The sequence below is a fragment of the Actinomadura gamaensis genome (genome assembly GCF_042652125.1).
Lineage (GTDB): Bacteria > Actinomycetota > Actinomycetes > Streptosporangiales > Streptosporangiaceae > Spirillospora > Spirillospora gamaensis.
The window spans coordinates 66,847-84,203 of the sequence record NZ_JBHSIT010000016.1; the positions used below are offsets into that span (position 1 = coordinate 66,847).

The following is a 17,357-nucleotide window of genomic DNA, read 5'->3' on the forward strand; positions in this document are numbered from 1 at the left end:
GGGCAGCGATCACCCGCCCCAGGCGGCGATCACCAGCCCGGGGCAGCGGTCATGCCAAGGCGTCGCCCGTCCCGGACGGTGGTCACCCGCCCGGAGCGGGGGTCACATGCCTCGGGACTGGGAGATCGAGCCGGACGTCGCGAGGGTGAAGGTGCGCATGGACTCGGCGAAGCGGGACAGGTCCCACTCGGCGGGACCCTCGTACCAGTAGAGGTTGTCGGCGCCCTCGGCGCGGACGCCGGCGTCCTCGACGGTGCGGGCCCAGCGGTCCACGACGTCGAAGACGACGGCGTACGGCAGGAACCGGGAGAACAGGGCGATGCGCTGCTGGGACGGCATGTCCGCCTCGGGCAGGGCGCCGCGCTCCAGGAACGCGCGGAAGCCGATGGTGTGCGCGAGGACCGTCGATCCGCGGGCGGTCTTGGCGGGCATGTACTGGCCGCCGTAGGCGAGCGCCGCGCCGGCGACGATCACGGCGAGGCCGACGAGGGCCAGGTCCGAGGTGACCGCGAGCACGACGGTGGCGATGATGCCGAGGCCGGTGAGGGCCATGCCCGCGATCGTCCAGCGGGACCGGACGGTGTCGGGGCGGCGCGCGAACCAGCCCTGCTCGACCACGTCGTCGTACATCGCCGCGCGGACGCGGGCGAGCTGGGTCGCGAAGGTGCCGCCGAGCGCGGAGAGCTTCACCGCGTCGCGGCCGTCGAACAGGGCGCCGAGCAGGATGCGCTCGTAGCGCAGCAGGTCGGCGTCGCCGCCCGGACGCTGGAGGCGGCGCAGCGTCCAGTCGAGGCGGCCGGTGGCGGCGCGGTCGTCCTCCTCGATCAGCAGGTGGCCGCGGACGGCGAGGTCGACGATGGTGGCGGTGACGTCGATCACGTCCGCCTGCTCGTCGATCAGGGTGCCGATCTGGCCGGGCCGGACGCCGTTCGGCGGTTCGAAGTGCTCGCCGGTGACGTGCGCCTGGTCGCCCTCGGCGGCCTTCTTGCCGACGACGCGGGCGTCCCGTCCGCGCAGCATGTAGAGGGCGACGATGCCGCCGACGAGCAGCACGAGCAGCGCGCCCAGCGCGGACGCCGTGACGCCGTTCACCGAGAACGCCGTCGCGGCCGTGTGCCGCCGCTCGAAGAGGGCCTTGCCGCCGGTCGCCCCGGCGGGCAGCCCGACGACGACGGTGAGGTTGTCCTCGGGGAGCATCTGGCTCTGGCTGAACACGCCCTGCGTGTGCGTGTGGTTCGTGTAGTACTGCGTGCAGCCGACCGTGCTGTCGAGCGCGCCCGCGAAGCAGTTGACGTTTTGCACCATGGCGGGCGCGTCGACCGTGGCGCGCGCCTGGCCGACGGGGACCTTCCAGCCGCCGACGGCCGTCCAGTGGAACTCCTCGGCCTGCTTCAGCTGCGCGACCGCGCCGCGCACGTCGTACTCCAGCACGACGGTGTGCTGCCCGGACGCCGCGCCGCCGGAGAGCGTCGCGGTCGTGGTCGTCCCGGACGAGGAGACCGAGGCGGCGGTCGGGCCGCCGTCCGGGCTGGACGCCTTCAGGTGCTCGATCTTGAAGACCCGGTCCTCGGTGATGCTGGAGTGCGTCCGGGTGGTGAAGACCCGCTCGAAGCCGGCGCTGGTGAACTGGTAGACGATCGTCTCGCGGACGTGCGCGACGCCGCCCTTGCCGAGGGTGATCGCCGCCTCGTCCCGGACGACGCGGTCGGAGGTCCGCAAGGACGAGCCGAGCGGGCCCGAAGCGGCCGCGGCCACCCCGGAGGCGTGCCGGACCGGCGCGGCCGTACCGCTCGCGGCCTGCGCGGGAAGCGCGAGCGCGGCGGACAGAACGGCGGCCAGTGGCAGGGAGGCGACCAATGGCCGCAGGCGACCCAACATGGCGGCAAATGGTAGCGGTCCCGCCCGTATAGTTCTGCCCTATGGCTGGTCATTACCCCCCTCCGGCCGGACGGCCGGGGCAACCGCCGTACGGTCCGCCCCCTCAGGGGCCGCCCTACGGCGGGCCTCCGCACGGCGCGCCCCCGGCGCCGCCGTACGGCGGGCAGCCCCGTCCTCCCTATGGCGCGCCTCCGCCCCGTCCGGGGTACGGCCCGCCACCGCAGGGACCGCCTCCGCCGCAGGGACCGCCGCAGGGGCCACCGCCCCCGCCGTACCGGCCGCAGCAGCCGTACCCGGCGGGTCCGCCGGTCGCCTACCGCTACATGCCGCCGCGCCGCCCGCCGCGCCGCAGCGCGGGCGGGACGGTCGCGGGCGTCATCGGCGGGTTCGCCGCGCTCGGCGTGATCCTGATCGTCATCCTGTCGGCCGTGTCGTCCAACCATCCGACGGTGTCCACGGGCGGCGGCGGGGTGACCGCGCGCGGCCAGCAGGGCAGCGGCGGCGGGAGCGGGGCGCCGCAGACCGCCACCCGCGCGACCGCGACGAACAACAAGCTGTACTCGACCGGGGCGCTGACCTCGGTGAGCTGCCACCTGCCGGCGCTGGACCAGTCGCCGGACTCGATGCGCCGCTTCATGAACCAGCTCAGCGACTGCCTCGACGCGACGTGGAAGGCGCAGTTCGGCAAGATCGACATGTCGTTCGCGCCGCCGAACCGGGTGTTCTGGCTGAGCCCCGGCAACAGCCCGTGCGGCAACTACCCGGCCCCCGGCTCGTCGGCGTTCTACTGCCCGGCGAACAACACGATGTACGTCGGGCTGAAGCACGTGATCGAGACGTCGGGGGACGAGTCGGTCGCGCACTTCGCGGTGTTCGCGCGGGTCATCGCCCACGAGTACGGCCACCACGTCCAGGACCGGGCGGGCATCCTGCTCTACGGCGACCACCTCATGGACCAGAGCGACCCGATCGGACGCGCCGAGGCCAGCCGCCGCATCGAGCTCCAGGCCCAGTGCTTCGCGGGCGAGTTCCTCGGCGCCAACCGCACGACCCTGCCGCTGACGCAGGACCAGTACAACGCCCTGATCCTGGACGTCCAGGGCCGCGGCGACGAGAACCAGCCGGTCGACAAGCGCGACCACGGTTCCGGCAAGCACTACGCGGGCTGGGTCGTCCGGGGCATCAGGACCCAGGACCTCTCCGTCTGCAACACCTGGAGCGCTCCGCCCAGCGCCGTCTCCTGACCCGCGCCCCCGGCCCGGCCGTCGTCCGGGCCGGGCCGGTGCGGGCCGCGGTTCGCGCCGGGCCGCGGTTCGGGCCGGGGTTCGGGGTTCGGGGTTCGGCGGACGGTCAGAGCTTGGAGCCGCCGGTGGCGTCCAGGGCGCTGCCGGTCACCCAGCGGGAGTCGTCGGACGCGAGGAAGGCGACCACGTCCGCGACGTCCTCGGGCTCGCCGACCCGGCCGAGCGCGGACATCGCGGCCGACTGGTCCCACGCCTCCTGGTTGTTCCGCAGCCAGGAGGCGTTGATGTCGGTGTCGATGATCCCCGGCCGCACCGAGTTGACCGTGATGCCGCGCGGTCCGAGCAGCTCGGCCAGGTTCAGGGTGAAGTTCTCCAGCGCGCCCTTGGTCGCGCCGTAGGCGATGATCTCCGGCATCGCGAGCCGGGCCAGGCCGCTGGTGATGTTGACGATCCGGCCGCCGTCGTTCAGCCGCGACAGGCCCTGCTGGACGATGAAGAACGGCGCGCGGACGTTCACCGCGAAGACCTCGTCGAAGCCGTCCTCGGTCAGGCTCTCCAGGTCCGAGCTGCGTCCGGCGCCCGCGTTGTTCACGATGACGTCCACCCGCGCGCCGCCGGTCGCCGCGTCGTAGGCCTCCCACATCGCGGCGGCGTCGCCGTGCCGGCCGAACTCGGCGCGGATCGCGATCGCCCGCCCGCCGTCCTTCTCGATCCGCTGGACGGTCTCGTCCGCCGCCGCCTCGTCCCGCGCGTAGGTCAGCACGACAGTGGCGCCGTCCGCCGCGAGACGGATCGCGATGGCCCGTCCGATGCCCCGGCTGCCGCCGGTGACCAGCGCGTACTTCCCGTCCAGCTTCCCGTCCAGCTTCCCGCCCGGCTTCCCGTCCGCCGCGCCGTTCCGCCGACCGTTCCGCTGCTCGCGCACCGCGTTCTCGCCCATGGTCGTCCGACCGCCTCTCATTTCTTGAATGATCGCTCAAGAAGAACGGTAGCACGACTTTTTGAGTGAGCGCTATAGAATCGGTGCCATGACCGAGACCCGCCGGGGCCGTCCCCGCGCCTTCGACCGCGATGCCGCGCTGGAGGCCGCCACCAGGCTGTTCTGGGAGCGCGGCTACGAGGCCACCTCCATCGGCGACCTGACCGAGGCCATGGGCATCCGCCCGGCGAGCCTCTACGCCGCCTTCGGCGACAAGAAGACCCTGTTCAAGGAGGTCGTCCAGGGCTACCAGCGGACGGACGCGGCGGCCTTCGTGTCCCGCGCCCTCGCCGAGGAGCCGACCGCCTACCGCGGGTTCGCCCGCGCGCTGCGGGAGGCCGCCGAGATCTACACCGACCCGTCCCATCCCGCCGGCTGCCTGGTCATCCGGGCCGCGACGAACATCGCGCCGCGGGACGCCGAGATCGAGACGCATCTCCGCGACATCCGCAACGGCAACGTCGCCGCCTTCGCCGACCTGGTGCGCCGGGCCGTCGCGCGCGGCGAGCTGCCCGAGGGCACCGACCCGGACGCCGTGGCGCAGCTCTTCGCGCTGCTCCTGCAGGGCCTCTCGCAGCGGGCGGGGGACGGCGCGACCGCCGCCGACCTGCGTCCGGCGGTGGAGATGGCGCTCGCCGCGTGGCCGGGGCCGCGGGAGTGAGCGACGTCCGCAGCGGCCGGGACGGGTGTGAGCGGCCTCACCGGGAAAGTGCTAGCAGCCCGCTTGCAATAGCAAGCACCATGGCGGAGGGTGGAGGCATGGCGAGTTCGAAGGTCGGCTCCATCGGGGAGTACATCCGCGAGCAGCGGACGCGCGCGAAGATCTCGCTGCGCCAGCTCGCGGACGTCTCGGGCATCTCCAACCCGTACCTGAGCCAGATCGAGCGCGGCCTGCGCAAGCCGAGCGCGGAGATCCTGCAGCAGATCGCGAAGGGCCTGCGCATCTCCGCCGAGGCGCTGTACGTCCAGGCGGGCATCCTCGAGGCCCGCGAGGCGGAGAGCGACGTGCAGGCCGCGGTCCGGGCCGACCTGATCCTCACGGAGCGCCAGAAGCAGGTGTTGCTCGACATCTACGAGTCGTTCCGCAAGGAGAACGAAGCAGCCGGAGTCGTCCCCGGTCCGGCCCCCCAGGGCGCGGACGGACGGGGCGGCGAGCAGGCACCACCCCCGGAACAGGAAGGGAAAGAGGTCCCATGACGCTTGCCGACAACCTCCGCGAGAACAAGGTCGTCTACACCGTCGCCGGCGCGGGCGACCTCGCGGTCGAGAAGCTCCGCGAGGCCCCCGAGCAGGTCGGGAAGGCACGCCAGACGGCCGCGAAGTACCAGGGCGAGGTCCGCGAGAACCTCGACAAGTACCGCGGTGGCGTCCGGGAGAATCTGGACAAGTACAGCGGTGAGGTGCGCGAGAACCTGGACAAGTACCGGGAGCAGGTACGCGACGCGGTGGCGAAGTACCGCGACGAGGTCCGCAAGAACGTCGACCGCTACCGGGGCGGGGCGCGCGAGAACGTCGGCCGCCTCCAGGAGAAGGTCGAGGTCAAGGACCTTCCGGGCGCGGCCGTCGCGTACGTGACGCACTTCGGCACCCGCGCGGTCGAGTTCGTGGACGAGCTGGCCGAGCGCGGCAAGAAGGTCGTGCACGGCGCCGCCGCCGAGGTCGCCCAGGGCGCCGAGGCCGTCGCCGAGGTCGCCGCGGCCGACCAGGCCAAGGGCGCGTCCAAGGCCAAGGCCACGCGGACCAAGAAGGCCGCGGAGGAGCAGACCCGCTCCAGCGCGAGCACCCCCCGTTCCGACTCCTGACGCCCCACGGCGTGCAGAACACGGAACCCCCGGGCGCCGACGCGGCGCGGAGCACGGAACTTCCGGGCCGCAACGCGACGTGCGGAACGCGAAGACCTCCGGGCCGCAAGGCGACGTGCGGAGAGCGAAGAGCTCCGGGCCGCATCGCGGCGCCGGGGAGCACGACAGGAGAGGGGCCCGGCCGGGGAACACCCGGCCGGGCCCCTTCGTCGTTCCGGGTACCGGCTGGACAGGCCGCATAGGGTGGGAGTCCACTCGCCGAAACGCGGTGCCGGTCGCGGCGCCGCCCGGAACGGACAGGAGCGTTGATCGTCGGTGACCGGCTTCGGTGTGCTCGACTACTTCTTCTGGATCCTGCTGCTCATCGCGTTCGTGATGGAGGCGTGGGCGCTGATCGACGCGCTGACCGTGCCGCCGAACGCCTACGCCGCGGCGAGCAAGCAGACCAAGAAGCTCTGGATGATCATCCTGATCGTCGCGGCCGTGGTGGGTCTCGCGGCGGCCGTGCTGCCGCTCCAGGGCTCCTCGCCGGTCGCGGTCCTCTTCGGGATCCTGCCGGTGGCCGCGTTCATCGCCGCCGCCGTGTACCTCGCCGACGTCCGTCCCGCGGTCAAGCCGTTCAAGGGACGCGGCGGAGGCCGTGGCTCCAACATGGGCCCCTACGGTCCCTGGTAGCAGGCGGTTCCGGGCGTTCCGCCCGCGAGGCCGGGGCGCCTCGCGAGCGCGCGGCATGAGCCCGGGCCTGTTGCAAGTAAGTCCTTACTTAGGGCACCCTGGTCGGGACCGATGATCCGTGCGAAGCGAGGCCCCTCGTGACCAGTGCCGCCGCCCTGCCGGTCCCCGCCGGACCCGACCCGGACCGGGACGCCGCCGACGAGCCGATCCCGCCGGTCTTCCGCGAGCTGCTCAGCGGACCGTCCCTCGTGGCGGGCGGGGCCAACGTCATCATGCAGCTCTCCCGCCTGCCGGTCGGGCTCGGCGTGGTCGAGAGCAAGGTCGACTCCGGACGCATCGACAAGCACCCCGTGAAGCGCACCCGCACGACGCTCACCTACCTCGTCGTCGCCATGCTCGGCACCGCCGAGGAACGCGCCTGGATGCGCGAGGAGGTCAACAGGCAGCACCGGCACGTGCGCAACGAGCCCGGCGCGTCCGTCCGGTACAACGCGTTCGACCGCGAGCTCCAGCTATGGGTCGCCGCCTGCATCTACTGGGGCATGGAGGACGTCTACCGGCGTTTCTACGGCGAGCCGTCCGCCGAGGCGCTCGCAGATTTCTACCGCCACGGACGCCGTTTCGCGACGACGCTCCAGGTACCCGAGGACATGTGGCCCGAGACCCGCGAGGCGTTCGAGGAGTACTGGCGAGAGGGGGTCAAGCAGATCGGCAGCACCCCGCAAACGCGCGCCTACCTGCGCGGACTCGCGAAGGCGGCGTTCCTGCCCAGGCCCGTCCAGCGGGTCGTCGGCCCGGTGAACCGGCTGTTCGCGGTCGGGTTCCTGCCGCCGGAGTTCCGCGAGAACCTCGGCCTCAGCTGGACGGACCGGGAGCAGAAGGCGTTCGACGCGGCCGTCCGCGCGATCGCGTTCGCCAACCGGACGATGCCCAGGCCGATGCGCGAGTTCCCGTTCAACGTCTACCTGCGGGACTTCCGCCGCCGTATGCGCACCGGCCGCTCGTTCGTCTGAACAAGGCAAGAAAGTGCGGCGCGTCCGGACGGTCCGTGGTTGCCGACCGTGAAACCGTCCGGACGCGCCGCAGGTCTGATCACTCCCAGGCGGGCGGGCAGCAGGTCACGCCTTCGCGGCGGGCCCCCGCTGGAACAGGACGTACAGCCAGGTCATCGACGGGACGATGATGAGCGCGCCCACGCCGAGCGCCGCGAACACCACGTCCAGCACGGCGGTCTGCGCGACCGAGCCGGTCAGGTCGAGGTCGGCCATGGACGCCGCCCCCCACAGCACGCTGACCACCGCGAGCGCGCCGGTCACCCGGACGGCCAGGTACCGCCGCCGGAGGACCAGGACGAGCGAGACCAGCCCCGCCGCCGCCGACACCAGGATCAGCGGCGACCGGACGCCGAGCGCCGCCGCGCCCGGCAGCGCGAACAGCCCGACCGCGACCCCGGACAGCAGCGCGTAGCCGCGGAAGTGGAGCAGGATGTCCGGGTCGCCGATCCGCCGCGCGTCCCAGATGAGGTAGACGGCGGCGAGGTAGGCGCAGAGCGCCGTGGTCAGCACCCCGCCGTACACCCCGGCGAGGCTCAGCCAGCTCGACTTCCCGGTGGCGACGGTCGTCGCGACCGCGCCGAGGCAGTACGGCGTGACGATCGACGAGATCCCGAAGATCGGCGCGTGCCACTTCTGGTCGGGCGCGGCCTTGGCGAACACGAACGTCGAGCCGCGCGCGACGATGCCGAGGACGGCGAGCGACAGCGGGATCCAGTGCTCGGCCATCACGTTCGCGAAGATCGGCGGGAAGGCCGTCCAGGACAGCACCAGGACGAAGATCAGCCAGACGTGGTTGGCCTCCCACACCGGTCCCATGGCGTGCTCGATGACCTCCTGGTCGCCGCGGCGGCGCCGGGACGCCAGGTGCCACAGCCCCGCGCCGAAGTCGGCGCCGCCGAACAGCAGGTAGGCCGAGAGGCCGACCAGGATCAGCCCGAAGGCGACGTCCGCGTGCGTCATCGCGTGCTCCCCACGAGTTCCGGCTGGTCGGCGGGCACGGCGACCGGGCGGCGGCGCATCCGGCGCAGCACGCTGATCGTCGCGATCCCGAGGACGGTGTAGACGGCGAGGACGGCGTACAGGCCGTACCGCAGGCCCGGGTTCGGGTTGATCGCCTCTTCGGTGCGCATGACGCCGTAGACGATCCAGGGCTGCCGTCCGACCTCGGTGGTCGTCCAGCCCGCCTCCATGGCGATCACGGCGGCGGCCCCGGCGAACGCCGCGATCCGCAGGAACCAGCCCGTCCAGACCAGGTCGGCGGCGCCGCGGCGCCTGCGCCACCAGGTGAAGCCCCACCAGGCGGCGAGCGCGAGCAGCGCCGTCCCGATCGCGATCATGAGCTCGTAGGACGTCTTGACCACCTCGGCCGGCGGCCGGTTCTCCACCGGCACGGTGTCCATGCCGCGGATCGTCGCGTGCGGGTCGAACTTCAGCATCAGCGACAGGACGTCCGGGAACCGGAGGAACGCGAACTTCAGCGGCGCGCCCGCCTGCGTGTGGTCCACGCCTTCCATGGCCGCGAACTTCGCGGGCTGGTGCGAGTAGACGAACCGCACCGCGATGTCGCCGACGAGGATCTGCAACGGGGCGCACACGGCCGCGAGCGTGAACGGGATGGCGAAGCCGATGCGGTGGTAGCGGTCGACGCGTCCGGCCCGGCGGTCGCGGAGCAGCGCCACCGCGTACACCGACGCGGCGAGGAAGCCGCAGACCATCAGCGACGCGAGGATCAGGTGGACGGCCTGGACGGGCGTGGCCGGGTTGAACATGGCCGCGAGCGGGTCCACGTCGGTGACCTTGCCGTTCACCAGCTTGAAGCCGCGCGGCTGGTTCATCCAGGAGTTGACGGTCAGCACGAACGACGCGGACAGCAGGCCCGCGACGACGACCGGGATCCCGGTGAGGAAGTGCGCGCGCGGGGACAGCCGGTCCCAGCCGTACAGGTAGACGCCCATGAAGATCGCCTCGACGAAGAAGGCGATGCCCTCCAGGGCGAACGCCGCCCCGAAGACCTGGCCGTACTGCTCCATGAACTTCGGCCAGAGCGTGCCCATCTCGAAGGACAGGACGGTCCCGGACACCGCGCCGACGGCGAACAGCACGCCCGCCGCCTTCATCCACCTGCGGGCCAACTCCGCGTAGACGCGGTCGCCGGTGCGCAGCGAGCGCCACTCGGCGATCAGCGTCATGGCGGGCAGGCCGATGCCGATGGACGCCAGCACGATGTGGAAGCCCAGGGTGAACGCCATCTGCTGGCGCGCGGCCATGTAGTCGGCCGGGGACGCGGCCCCGTGGGAGTCCGCGGTCCGCGAGAGCGCCGCGTGCGACGCCTCGGTCAAGAGCTGGAGGCTGCTCATACGACCGAATGTAGTACTACAAGTCGTAGTACTTAAGTCGGTAGTACTACCCCGTGTGGTGATCTCGCTCACCCGTCGCTTACAGTGGACGGCGTGAAGGGTCTGGGAGAGCTTGAACGCACCGTCATGGAGGTCTGCTGGGCGCGCGAGGAGGCGGGCCTCGCCCCCGCCACCGCGCGGGACGTGAGCCGCGCGCTCGCCGACGAGCGCGACCTCGCGCACACCACCGTCATGACGGTGCTGGACCGGCTGGCCAAGAAGGGTTTCCTTGATCGTGAGCGGGACGGTCGCGCGTGGCGGTACCGTCCAGTTGCGAGCAGGGAGGGATATGTGACCGAGCTCATGCTGGGCGCGCTGGACGAGACCGGCGACCGCGACGCCGCGCTGGCGCACTTCGTCCGGTCGGTGTCGCAGGACGAGATCGACGTCATCCGCCAGGCGCTCGCCGACGTGGTCAAGGAGCCACCGGCATGACCGGCACGGCCCTGCTCGCGGCGGTCGCGCTCGCGACCGTCCTCGGCGCGCACGGGCTCTCGAAGGCCCGCTGGACGTGGCGCACCCCGCGGATCGCGATCGGCCTGTGGCAGGCGCTCGGGCTCGGCTGGGGCATCGCCACCATCGGCGCGCTGCTCGGCGTCGCGCTGCTGCCCTACCAGCGCGGCATCGGCCGCGGGCTGCCGCGCATGGTCGCCGACTCCGCCGCCCGGCTCGACGCGGTGCACATGGCCGCGCTGCTGGCGGCCGTCGCGCTGACCTTCGTGCTGCTCACCATGCTCGCCACCGCGGTGTTCCGCGTGGTGCGCGCCCGCCGCCGGCACCGCGCGCTGCTCGCGCTGGTCGCCCGCGGCGACTCGGCCGCCCCCGACGCGCTGGTCCTCGACCACCCGGGAGCGGCCGCCTACTGCGTTCCGGGCGTCCGGTCGTCCAAGGTCGTCGTCAGCGCCGGGACGCTGGAGCTGCTCGACGACCGGGAGCTCGCCGCCGTCCTCGCGCACGAGCGGGCGCACGCCCGCGAGCGGCACGACCTCGTGCTGCTGCCCTTCTACTCGCTGCGCCAGGTCTTCCCGCAGATCCGCCTGGTCGGACGATGTCTCGACGCGGTCGAGCTGCTGATCGAGATGGCCGCCGACGACCGGGCCCGCCGTCACCGCCCCGCGAAGGAGCTGGCGACGGCGCTGCTGCGTTTCGCGGCGGCCCGTCCGGGGCCCGCGCCGTCCGGCACGCTCGGCGTCGCGGCGGCCGACGACATCCCGGTGCTCGCCCGGGTGAACCGGCTGCTCCGTCCCGAGCGGCAGCCGCGCCGCATCCGCGTCGCGGCCGCCGTCGCCATCCCGGTGCTGGTCGCCCTTCCGGCGCTGCTCTGGGCGCTGCCCCTCTAGCGTCCCGGCTCCTTCCGGCCCTCAGATCCGCCGGTCCAGAACGCGCGTTCCGGGCCGGCGTTCGCGCGTTTCCGGGACGCTCGTCGCCGGAACGTCCGCCTCCGGGACGGCCGCTTCCGGGACGCTCGTTTCCGGGACGGCCGCTTCCGGGACGGCCCGCGCCCGCGACCGGGGGAGCAGGAACGACAGCGGGATCGTGGCCAGCGTCAGCGCCAGGTTGACCAGCAGCGTGTCCTGCGCCGCCCGGACGAGCCCGTGCCGTCCGGCGAGGGTGAAGAACAGCGCGCCGAGCGCCGCGACGCCCGCCGCCGCCGCGAACTGCTGGAAGGTGGTCAGCAGCCCGGACGCCGCACCGGCCCGTTCCGGACGCACCCCGGACAGCGCCGCCCCGATCACGCCGGGCAGCGTCAGCCCGCTGCCGAGGCCGAGCAGCGCGAGCGGCGCGAGCAGCGCGGCGACGCCGCCGCCCGCGTGCAGGACGACCTCGATCCCGGCCACGCCGACCCCGGTGATCGCGCAGCCCGCGGTCAGAACCCGGTCGCCGTGCCGCGCGACCAGCGGCCGTCCGGCGAGGGACGCCAGCATCGTCGCGACCGCGAGCGGCCCGAACGCCAGCCCCGCGCGGACCGGGCTCAGCCCGAACCCGTACTGGAGCAGCAGCGTGTTCACCAGCATCAGGCTGCCGAACGACATCATGAACGCCACGTTCAGCGCGGACCCGACGGTGAAGGAGCGGGTGCGGAACAGCGCGAGGTCCACGACGGGCGCGGCCGTCCGGCGCTCCCACCACAGCGTCGCGCCGAGGACCGGGACGCTCGCGGCGAGCGACAGCCACGTCCACAGCGGCCAGCCCTCCTCGCGGCCGAGCACGAGCGGGACCAGCGCGAGCGCGAGCCCCGCCGAGACGCCGAGCACGCCCGGGACGTCCAGCCGCGGCCTGGCCCGGGTCTCCGCGCGCGGCAGGACGCGGGTGGCGAGCAGCGCCGCCGGGACGCCGACCGGCACGTTCACCAGGAAGATCGTCCGCCAGCCGAGCCCGAGCAGGTCGGCCTGGAGCAGCAGGCCGCCGAGCACCTGCCCGCAGACCGCGCCGAGCCCGGTCACCACGCCGAACCAGGCCATCGCGCGGGCCCGCTCGTCCGCCCCGAACGACGCGGTGATCAGCGCGAGCACCTGCGGCACCATCGCGGCGGCCGTGACGCCCTGGAGCAGCCGCGCCGCGACCAGCGTCCCGGCGTCCGGGGCGAGCCCGCACAGCAGCGAGGCCAGCGTGAACGCGGCCATGCCGAGCGCGAACATCCGGCGGTGCCCGAACAGGTCGCCGAGCCGCCCGCCCGTCACCAGCCCGGCCGCGTAGGTGAACGCGTAGCCGCCGATCACCAGCTCCAGCGCGGCGGACCCGGCGTGCAGGTCGCGTTGCAGCGACGGCGCGGCCACGTTCACGACCATGTAGTCGAACGAGGCCATGAACGTCGCCGACAGGATCACCGGCAGGGTGAGTCTCATCGGATCCCTCCTAAGATCGCCTTCGGTCCGAAGGTGGCCTTCTGAAGAGGTCCGCCGCATCTGTCGGAATACGTACGCCGCTCTTCGGGGCTCTTCAGATCCGGGAGGTGGTCCGGTGGCCTTCGTCGGACGGACGGCCGAGCTCGCGGCCCTCGCCGGGGCGTTCGCCGACCCCGCCGTCACGGCCGTGCTGGTCGGCGCGGACGCGGGCATGGGCAAGTCCCGCCTGATGGCGGAGTTCGCCGCCCGCCGCGCCGCCGACGCCCGCTCGGTCGTCGGGGGCTGCCTGGAGCTGGACGGCCTGCCTTACGCGCCGCATGTCGCGGTCGCGCGCCGCTTGGTCGCCGAACTCGGCGCCGAGCGCGTCGCGCGGCTCGTTCCGGGCGGCGGACGGCGCGGTCTCGCGCACTGGCTGCCGGCGTTCGGCCGTCCCGAGCCCGTGACCGATCCGGCGCTCGGCCGCACGGCGCTGTTCCAGGACGTCCTGGCGCTGGTCGAGGCGGCGGTGGCGGACCGTCCGCTGATCGTCGTCCTGGAGGACCTGCACTGGGCCGACCCGTCCAGCCGCGACCTGCTGACCTTCCTCGTCCGCAACCTGAGCGGCGCGAACCTGCTGCTCGTCGGCACGTACCGGACCGTCCCGGACGATCATCCGCTGCGGGCCGTCCTGACGGGTCTCGCCCGGTCACCGGCCGTGCGGACGCTGGAACCCGCCCCGCTGGACGCCGCCGACGTGCGCGACCTGCTCGCGTCCCGGCTGGGCGCCGCGCCGCCCGACCGCCTCGCCGCCGAGATCGTCCGGCGCAGCGAGGGCAACCCGCTGTTCGCCGAGGCGCTCGCCGACGCTGGCCCGGCCGGCACGCCGACGCCCCTGCGCGACCTGCTGCTGACCGGCTTCCGCGCGCTCCCGGACGGTCCGCGCGAGGTCGTCCGGGCCCTGTCGGCGGCGGAGGGACCCGCCGGGACCGCGCTGCTCGCCGCCGTCACCGACCGGACGGAGGCCGAGCTGGAAGCGGACCTGCGCGTCGCGATCGAGCAGCGCGTCCTGGCCCGGTCCGCGCTCGACTGCCACGCCTTCGCGCACGATCTCGTCCGGCAGGCGGTGTACGAGGACCTCTTGCCGAGCGAGCGCAAGCGGTTGCACCAGCGGTTCGGTTGCGCGCTGCGCGCCGACCCGTCCCTGACCGAGGACGGTCGCGCGCTGCCGCTGCTCGCCGCCCACTGGCTCGGCGCCGGGGAGCGCGACGAAGCGCTGGCGGCGTACTGGCGCGCCGCGCAGGCCGCCGCCGAGGTGCACGCCTACCCCGAGCAGCTCCGGATGCTCGAACGCTTCCTTTCGCTGCTGCCCCCGGACGCGGACCGGACCCTCGCCCTCTCGCTCGCCGCCGTCGCCTGCCTCTACGCGGGCGAGGCCGCGCGGGGCGTCGAGCTGGCGTCCGAGGCGCTCCTGCGGATCGAGTCGCCGCGCCGCAGGGCGCTCCTCCTGGAACTGCGCAGCACCCTGGCCCACCGGCTCGGCGAGGACGGCCTCACCGACCTGCGCGAGGGCGTCGCCCTGCTTCCGGACGGCCCGGAACGCGCCCGCCTGACGTCCACCCTGGCCAACCGCCTGTTCCTGATGTCGCAGTTCGACGAGGCGCGGACGCTCGCCCACCGCGCGCTGGAGATGGACGGCGACGAGCGCGTCCGCGCCTGGGCGCACCTCACCCTCGCCGCCCTCGCGGGCCTGGACGGCGACCTCGCCGAGACGACGGCCCGGGCGGCCGAGGCCGAGCGCCTCGCCCGCGCGGCCGACGACGCCACGTCCCGCTGCATCGCGATCACGTGCGAGGCCGACGCCCTGCACGCCCTGGGCGAGGACGAGCGGGCCTGGGAACGCGCCAGGCAGGGCATCGAGATCGCCCGGGCGCACGGCCTCGCCCGCGACCAGGGCGCCGGGCTGACCGCCGTGTCCGCCGAGACGCTCGTCGCGCTCGGCCGCTGGACGGAGGCGCGCGCCGTCCTCGCCGACTGCCTCGCGCAGGACCCGCCGCCGCTGTTCCGCGCGCTGGCCCTCACCACCCGCGGCATGATCGACCTCGCCGAGGGCGACCTCGACGCCGCGACGTCGGCCGCCGAGGAGGCCCGCCGGAACCTCGGCGCGACCTACCGGGGCCGCATGTTCCAGTTGCGGCTCCTCGACCTCGAATGCGCCGTGGCGCCCGACCCGGACGAGCTGCTCGCGGACGTCCTCCACGCGCCCGATCTCCTGGCGCACTCCCGGCAGGTCTGGCCGCTGCTGGAGACCGCCGCCCGGCGGACCCGGACGCACCGTCCGCGCGTCCGGGCCCTGGCCGCCGAGCTGCGCGTGGTCGGGCCCGTCCAGGAGGCGCACCGGGCGACCGTCCGAGCCGAGCTGGGCGACGCGTCCTGGACGGCCGCCGCCGAAGCCTGGCGCGCGCTCGACCATCCGTACCGCCTGGCGTACGCCCTCGCGCGCGCGGGCGCGATAGGCGAAGCGACGGCGCTGACCACGTCCCTAGGCGCAGCGCCCTTCACGACCGGAACCCCGCTTTCCCTGACGCCGCGCGAGACCGAAGTGCTGCGCTTGGTGGCGCTCGGCTACAGCAATCGCCAGATCGGCGAGCACCTGTTCATCTCGGGCCGGACGGCCGGCGTCCACGTCTCCAACATCCTCGCGAAGCTCCAGGTCTCGTCCCGGACGCAGGCCGCCGCCGTGGCCCACCGCCTCGGGCTCCTCACGAGTGACCGATGACGCGGTGCGGGCGGTAGGGGGCCTCCAGCCGCTCGACCTCGGCTTCGGTGAGCTCCAGCTCGGTGGCGGCGACCGCGTCGTCCACGTGCTCGATCTTGGTCGCGCCCACGATCGGGGCGGTGACGGCGTCCTTGCCGAGCAGCCAGGCGAGCGCCACCTGCGCGGGAGCGACGCCCCGCTCCGCCGCCACCTCCCGGACGACCCGGACGACGTCCGCGTCCGACTCGTCGTAGAACTGCTTCAGGAGCGGATCGCCGTCGAGCCGCGCCGTCCCGGCCTCGCGCGCCAGCAGGCCGCGCGCCAGCGGGCTGTACGGCAGGACGCCGACGCCCTGGTCGGCGCAGAGCGGGATCATCTCCCGCTCCTCCTCGCGGTAGACGAGGTTGTAGTGGTTCTGCATCGAGACGAACCGCGTGGGCGCGCAGTGCTGCGCCTTCGCGAACTGCCAGGCGAACATGCTGGACGCGCCGATGTAGCGGGCCTTGCCCGCCCGCACGATGTCGTGCAGCGCCTCCATCGTCTCCTCGATCGGCGTCGCGTCGTCCCAGCGGTGGATCTGGTACAGGTCCACGTAGTCGGTGCCGAGCCTGCGGAGCGAGGCGTCGATGGACGCCATGACGTGCTTGCGTCCCAGCCCGCCGTCGTTGGGGCCGGGACCGGTCGGAAAGTAGACCTTGGTGGCGAGCACGTAGTCCTCGCGCCGATCGAACAGCGCCGCCAGCAACCTGCCGGTGACCTCCTCGGACCGGCCGCCGGAGTACGCGTCGGCGGTGTCGAAGAACGTCACGCCGCTCTCGACCGCCCGCCGGACGATCGGCTCGGCCTGGTCCTGCTCCAGGACCCACGAGCGGTTCGTCCGGTCGCCGTAGCTCATCATCCCCAGGCAGATCCGCGAGACCCGCAGTCCCGACGATCCGAGCCGCACCTGCCGCATACCGTGCTCCTTCCGCCGGTCCGCACTCACTCGGGACGCTGGAACGTGTGGGAGGCCACCTCGTCCGGGGCCGGTCCCGCCTCGGCGAGGGTCTCGCCGGACGCGGACCAGATGCCGGAGCGTCCGGACGTCCGGTCGAAGCCGTGGCCGGTCGGGCCCGCGAAGGCGGCCGTGGCGGCCCAGACGCCGTACTCGGCCGCGACCCGCCGGGCGCGCTCGCCGGCCACGTGCACCTCCTGGCCGGAGTGGACGACCCCGGCGACGTACCCGTCGATGCCGAGCGCGGCGGTGCGGGCGGCGTGCTCGGGAATCCCGGTGTCGCGGCAGATCGCGAGCCCGAGCCGCCATCCGTCCACCTCCAGGACGGCGGGCGCGGAGCCGGGGACGAACCGGTCGAACTCCTCGCCGTGCAGGTGCTGCTTGGCGTAGGCGACCCGCGCCCCGGACGCGTCGACGGCCAGGAACCCGATGTGCGGGCCGGGCACGGGCGCGCCCACCAGCGCGATCGCCCCGGTCCCGGCGCAGGCCGCGACGATGGGCGCCAGGCGCTCGTCCCCGGGGGACACGACCTCGGCGTCGAGCTGGTAGCCGGTCAGCGAGTGCTCGGGGAAGACGACGACGCGCGCCTGCGCGGCGATCACGGACTTGGCGTGCGCCTCCGCGTTCAGCGCCACGTCGTAGGCGGTGCAGCTCGGCTGGGCCACGGCGATCGTGAGCGAGCGGGCCGGGGGGACTGGGGCATCGGACATTCTCGCCACCTCCGGTGATCATCCTTCCAGTCCGGAGAGAATGG

The 17,357-nt window shown here is 73.5% G+C and carries 16 protein-coding genes; 9 read left to right on the forward strand and 7 right to left on the reverse strand.

The window, feature by feature from the left end; genetic code table 11:
* Positions 1–102: 102 nt before the first annotated feature.
* The gene (locus ACFPCY_RS38735; protein WP_378264065.1) at positions 103–1,878 is read right to left on the reverse strand and encodes a DUF2207 domain-containing protein; all 1,776 of its coding nucleotides are present in this window, start codon (positions 1,876–1,878) and stop codon (positions 103–105) included.
* 323 nt (positions 1,879–2,201) lie between these two features.
* Between ACFPCY_RS38735 and ACFPCY_RS38740 the strand changes: the two genes are divergently transcribed.
* Positions 2,202–3,122 carry a neutral zinc metallopeptidase gene (locus ACFPCY_RS38740; RefSeq protein WP_378264067.1) on the forward strand — a complete coding sequence of 307 codons (921 nt, stop codon included), beginning with the start codon at positions 2,202–2,204 and terminating at the stop codon, positions 3,120–3,122.
* 106 nt (positions 3,123–3,228) lie between these two features.
* Here the strand turns inward: ACFPCY_RS38740 and ACFPCY_RS38745 are convergent, their stop codons facing one another.
* The gene (locus ACFPCY_RS38745; RefSeq protein WP_378264069.1) at positions 3,229–4,083 is read right to left on the reverse strand and encodes an SDR family NAD(P)-dependent oxidoreductase; all 855 of its coding nucleotides are present in this window, start codon (positions 4,081–4,083) and stop codon (positions 3,229–3,231) included.
* 67 nt (positions 4,084–4,150) lie between these two features.
* Between ACFPCY_RS38745 and ACFPCY_RS38750 the strand changes: the two genes are divergently transcribed.
* The 5 genes from ACFPCY_RS38750 to ACFPCY_RS38770 all read left to right on the forward strand — a co-directional run bounded on the left by ACFPCY_RS38750 (position 4,151) and on the right by ACFPCY_RS38770 (position 7,591).
* On the forward strand, positions 4,151–4,762 hold the full coding sequence (locus ACFPCY_RS38750) for a TetR/AcrR family transcriptional regulator (protein ID WP_378264071.1): 612 nt from the start codon (positions 4,151–4,153) through the stop codon (positions 4,760–4,762).
* 98 nt (positions 4,763–4,860) lie between these two features.
* On the forward strand, positions 4,861–5,298 hold the full coding sequence (locus tag ACFPCY_RS38755; protein WP_378264073.1) for a helix-turn-helix domain-containing protein: 438 nt from the start codon (positions 4,861–4,863) through the stop codon (positions 5,296–5,298).
* Entirely contained in the window at positions 5,295–5,903 is a 609-nt protein-coding gene (locus tag ACFPCY_RS38760) for a hypothetical protein (RefSeq protein ID WP_378264075.1), read from the forward strand. Before ACFPCY_RS38755 ends, ACFPCY_RS38760 begins: the two co-directional genes overlap by 4 nt.
* Positions 5,904–6,218: 315 nt before the next feature.
* Positions 6,219–6,578 (forward strand): DUF2516 family protein, encoded by a 360-nt coding sequence (locus ACFPCY_RS38765; RefSeq protein WP_378264077.1) that lies wholly within the window; start codon positions 6,219–6,221, stop codon positions 6,576–6,578.
* Positions 6,579–6,715: 137 nt separating this feature from the next.
* On the forward strand, positions 6,716–7,591 hold the full coding sequence (locus tag ACFPCY_RS38770; RefSeq protein WP_378264079.1) for an oxygenase MpaB family protein: 876 nt from the start codon (positions 6,716–6,718) through the stop codon (positions 7,589–7,591).
* A gap of 105 nt (positions 7,592–7,696) precedes the next feature.
* Here the strand turns inward: ACFPCY_RS38770 and ACFPCY_RS38775 are convergent, their stop codons facing one another.
* The gene (locus ACFPCY_RS38775; RefSeq protein ID WP_378264081.1) at positions 7,697–8,593 is read right to left on the reverse strand and encodes a cytochrome d ubiquinol oxidase subunit II; all 897 of its coding nucleotides are present in this window, start codon (positions 8,591–8,593) and stop codon (positions 7,697–7,699) included.
* On the reverse strand, positions 8,590–9,990 hold the full coding sequence (locus tag ACFPCY_RS38780) for a cytochrome ubiquinol oxidase subunit I (protein ID WP_378264083.1): 1,401 nt from the start codon (positions 9,988–9,990) through the stop codon (positions 8,590–8,592). The genes ACFPCY_RS38775 and ACFPCY_RS38780 overlap by 4 nt, the downstream gene beginning before the upstream one ends.
* Before the next feature lie 93 nt (positions 9,991–10,083).
* Between ACFPCY_RS38780 and ACFPCY_RS38785 the strand changes: the two genes are divergently transcribed.
* Together ACFPCY_RS38785 and ACFPCY_RS38790 are read left to right on the forward strand one after the other, a co-directional pair.
* The gene (locus ACFPCY_RS38785) at positions 10,084–10,464 is read left to right on the forward strand and encodes a BlaI/MecI/CopY family transcriptional regulator (protein WP_378264085.1); all 381 of its coding nucleotides are present in this window, start codon (positions 10,084–10,086) and stop codon (positions 10,462–10,464) included.
* Complete coding sequence (locus tag ACFPCY_RS38790) at positions 10,461–11,369, forward strand: M56 family metallopeptidase (protein ID WP_378264087.1); 909 nt, start codon at positions 10,461–10,463, stop codon at positions 11,367–11,369. The genes ACFPCY_RS38785 and ACFPCY_RS38790 overlap by 4 nt, the downstream gene beginning before the upstream one ends.
* Positions 11,370–11,390: 21 nt before the next feature.
* On the opposite strand, the gene ACFPCY_RS38795 is transcribed toward ACFPCY_RS38790, so the two are convergent.
* Positions 11,391–12,875 (reverse strand): MFS transporter, encoded by a 1,485-nt coding sequence (locus ACFPCY_RS38795; RefSeq protein ID WP_378264089.1) that lies wholly within the window; start codon positions 12,873–12,875, stop codon positions 11,391–11,393.
* Positions 12,876–12,990: 115 nt separating this feature from the next.
* Here ACFPCY_RS38795 and ACFPCY_RS38800 point away from each other — a divergent pair, with 115 nt between their 5' ends.
* On the forward strand, positions 12,991–15,630 hold the full coding sequence (locus ACFPCY_RS38800) for an ATP-binding protein (protein WP_378264091.1): 2,640 nt from the start codon (positions 12,991–12,993) through the stop codon (positions 15,628–15,630).
* Here the strand turns inward: ACFPCY_RS38800 and ACFPCY_RS38805 are convergent.
* Positions 15,614–16,564 (reverse strand): aldo/keto reductase, encoded by a 951-nt coding sequence (locus tag ACFPCY_RS38805; RefSeq protein ID WP_378264093.1) that lies wholly within the window; start codon positions 16,562–16,564, stop codon positions 15,614–15,616. The genes ACFPCY_RS38800 and ACFPCY_RS38805 overlap by 17 nt on opposite strands.
* 26 nt (positions 16,565–16,590) lie before the next feature.
* Positions 16,591–17,313: a carbon-nitrogen hydrolase family protein gene (locus ACFPCY_RS38810; protein ID WP_378264095.1), complete on the reverse strand. Its 723-nt coding sequence runs from the start codon at positions 17,311–17,313 to the stop codon at positions 16,591–16,593.
* Positions 17,314–17,357: the final 44 nt, after the last annotated feature.

Bases quoted from the DNA above. Each gene is read 5' to 3' on its own strand.
- ACFPCY_RS38735 (WP_378264065.1), bottom strand. From the start codon at position 1,878: ATGTTGGGTCGCCTGCGGCCATTGGTCGCCTCCCTGCCACTGGCCGCC.
- ACFPCY_RS38740 (WP_378264067.1), top strand. From the start codon at position 2,202: ATGCCGCCGCGCCGCCCGCCGCGCCGCAGCGCGGGCGGGACGGTCGCG.
- ACFPCY_RS38745 (WP_378264069.1), bottom strand. From the start codon at position 4,083: ATGAGAGGCGGTCGGACGACCATGGGCGAGAACGCGGTGCGCGAGCAG.
- ACFPCY_RS38750 (WP_378264071.1), top strand. From the start codon at position 4,151: ATGACCGAGACCCGCCGGGGCCGTCCCCGCGCCTTCGACCGCGATGCC.
- ACFPCY_RS38755 (WP_378264073.1), top strand. From the start codon at position 4,861: ATGGCGAGTTCGAAGGTCGGCTCCATCGGGGAGTACATCCGCGAGCAG.
- ACFPCY_RS38760 (WP_378264075.1), top strand. From the start codon at position 5,295: ATGACGCTTGCCGACAACCTCCGCGAGAACAAGGTCGTCTACACCGTC.
- ACFPCY_RS38775 (WP_378264081.1), bottom strand. From the start codon at position 8,593: ATGACGCACGCGGACGTCGCCTTCGGGCTGATCCTGGTCGGCCTCTCG.
- ACFPCY_RS38780 (WP_378264083.1), bottom strand. From the start codon at position 9,990: ATGAGCAGCCTCCAGCTCTTGACCGAGGCGTCGCACGCGGCGCTCTCG.
- ACFPCY_RS38790 (WP_378264087.1), top strand. From the start codon at position 10,461: ATGACCGGCACGGCCCTGCTCGCGGCGGTCGCGCTCGCGACCGTCCTC.
- ACFPCY_RS38795 (WP_378264089.1), bottom strand. From the start codon at position 12,875: ATGAGACTCACCCTGCCGGTGATCCTGTCGGCGACGTTCATGGCCTCG.
- ACFPCY_RS38805 (WP_378264093.1), bottom strand. From the start codon at position 16,564: ATGCGGCAGGTGCGGCTCGGATCGTCGGGACTGCGGGTCTCGCGGATC.
- ACFPCY_RS38810 (WP_378264095.1), bottom strand. From the start codon at position 17,313: ATGTCCGATGCCCCAGTCCCCCCGGCCCGCTCGCTCACGATCGCCGTG.